This window comes from Mesorhizobium sp. M7A.F.Ca.CA.002.04.1.1, assembly GCF_004022805.1.
Lineage (GTDB): Bacteria > Pseudomonadota > Alphaproteobacteria > Rhizobiales > Rhizobiaceae > Mesorhizobium > Mesorhizobium ciceri.
Genome location: NZ_RZPL01000757.1, coordinates 1 through 2,613, shown reverse-complemented (window position 1 = coordinate 2,613; position 2,613 = coordinate 1). Strand labels below are relative to the sequence as shown.

Annotated in this window: 2 pseudogenes; one reads left to right on the top strand and one right to left on the bottom strand. The window is 63.8% G+C overall.

Annotated elements, in window-relative coordinates:
* Window positions 1-320: pseudogene (locus ENZ75_RS27965) on the bottom strand (flagellar biosynthetic protein FliO); the annotation flags it as partial.
* Between the two features lie 225 nt (window positions 321-545).
* Here ENZ75_RS27965 and ENZ75_RS27960 point away from each other — a divergent pair.
* Window positions 546-2,561: pseudogene (locus ENZ75_RS27960) on the top strand (PAS domain-containing protein); the annotation flags it as partial.
* Window positions 2,562-2,613: the final 52 nt, after the last annotated feature.

Below are 2,613 nucleotides of genomic sequence, written 5' to 3'. Positions count from 1 at the left end.
CCAGTCAATGCCGGCCGGCGCGGCGCCGAAAGCCGGATATCGCGCTCGACGACGACGTCGGTCGGACCGCCGATCAGAAGCAGATGTTCGATGTCGTCGCGGCGTATCAGCACCAACCTGCGATGGCTGTCGACGGCGGTGGCATCCATGACGGCCAGTCGCGTCTTGCGGTTCCGGCCGCCGGCGACGAAGGTTCCGAATGTCAGGTTGCGCACCAGCTTGACGATGACGAGAACGATGACCAGCAGGACGAGCGCTGCAAACGTCCACAACAATGCTGCGGCATAACCGGGACCTGCCACGCTATCGAGCCATTGCATTGGTTTCCCCTGATCGCCCCTTGGAAGTGATAAGACACTAGACCGTTGCAGCGGGCCACCGCAAGTTGCGTTTCACGCTGTTGAACAGCTTGAAAAACTCCGAAGGCCGGAAGACATCATTTTTATCCGACATTTGCCGCCCAGGCCTTTTCCGGACTAGGAGAATGTGATTCAACCCGGTACGGGGCGGGTGTCGGAACACCGGAATTCACGAGCAGGGGGCACATGGCCAAGGAAGCGCGCGGCGATTTCTATCCGGTACCGATCGTCGACCAGAATACGCGACCGGGCGCGGTTACCCGGCTTATCATTTTCATCGTCGTTCTGACGGGGGCCGCGATCGTCTTCGGTCTTTTCCGCGAGCGCCTCGGCGATCCTTTCCTGCTCGGCATGCTCGGCGTGCTGGCGATGATCGGCGTCGGCTTCCTGTTCGCGACGGCGATCGGCTTCGTGCAGGTCACGCCACGCTCGACAGGCGACGAACTGTCGAAATCCTTCGTCGATTCGATGTCGCAGGGGCTTCTCGTCACCGACACCAAGGGCCGCGTCGTCTACGCCAACCGCGCCTATGCGGATATGACCGGAGCATCGTCCGCTGCCGACCTGAAGACCGTCGAGGGATTGCTCTCGGATGTCCCCGAAGCCTCGGTGACGATCTATCGCCTGGCGTCCGGCCTTCGCGACGGCCAGCCGGGCGACGGCGAGTTTAGGCTCGCACAGTCCATTCGGCCCGGTGCCGAGCCGGGCGCCCGCTGGTACCGCGCGCGCGCCCGCGCCTTCAGCGTTCCGGGCCAGCGGCTGCCGATGCTGGCCTGGCAGCTTGCCGACATCTCGCAGGAGCGGGCCGAGCAGGAGCGCTTCTTCCTCGATCTGCAGAAGGCGATCGATCACCTCGACCACGCGCCGGCCGGCTTCTTTTCGGCCGACCAGGAGGGCCGCGTCACCTACATCAACGCCACGCTCGCCGAATGGCTGGGCATCGACCTCACCAGCTTCACGCCCGGCGCCGTGTCTCTGTCGGAGATCGTGGCCGGCGACGGCATGGCGCTGGTCCGCTCGGTCAAGGCCGACCCCGGCACCACACGCAACGCGGTGATCGATCTCGATTTGACGACCATGACGGGCGAAGCGCTGCCGGTGCGCTTCATGCACCGCGTTTCGGCCAGCCGCGAAGGATTGAATGGGCCGACACGCACGATCGTGCTCAACCGCACGCAAGGCGAGGATGCCTCTGCCGATTTGCGGGCTTCGGAAGTGCGCTTCACCCGCTTCTTCAACTCGACACCGATGGCAATCGCCGGCGTCGACCACAACGGACGCATCCTGCGCACCAATGCGCCGTTTTTGTCGTTGTTTTCGTCTGTCGTCGATCGCGACGCCGTCGACCGTCGCGTGCGGCTCGACACGGTAATCCACGAACGCGACCGGCCGGCCTTCGCGGCTGCCTTCGAGAAAGCGCAGCAGCGGCAGGCCGACATCGAGCCGATCGACACGCTTCTGCCCGGCAACGACGAACGGCACATCCGCTTCTACGTCAACGCCGTCGCTGACGGCACCGGCGGCGAGGGCGCCGAGGAGTCGGCCATCGTCTACGCCGTCGAGACAACGGAGCAGAAGGCGCTGGAAGGGCAGATGGCGCAAAGCCAGAAGATGCAGGCAGTCGGCCAGCTTGCCGGCGGCATCGCGCATGATTTCAACAATGTGCTGACCGCCATCATCATGGCGTCCGACCTTTTGTTGACCAATCACCGCCCGTCGGACCCGTCCTTCCCAGACATCATGAACATCAAGCAGAATGCCAACCGGGCGGCTTCGCTGGTGCGGCAGCTTCTGGCCTTCTCGCGCAAGCAGACATTGCGGCCGGAAGTGCTCAACCTGACCGACGTGCTCGCCGATCTCAGGATGCTGCTGGCCCGCCTTGTCGGCAACGACATCAAGCTGAAGGTCGACCATGGCCGCGACCTGTGGCCGGTCAAGGTCGATATCGGGCAGTTCGAACAGGTGGTGGTGAACCTTGCGGTCAACGCGCGCGATGCTATGCCGGCGGGCGGCGATCTGACCGTGCGCACCCGCAATGTGACCGCCGAGGAGTGCAAGGCCTTTTCCTACCGCGAACTCGCCCCGGCGGACTATGTCGTGGTCGAAGTCGAGGACACCGGCAGCGGCATCGCGCCCGACGTGCTGAAGAAGATTTTCGAACCCTTCTTCACCACCAAGGAAGTCGGCAAAGGCACCGGCCTTTGCCGACTTCGGAATCGCAGAAGATGAAGCCGCCGGTCTGCTTGATGATGCC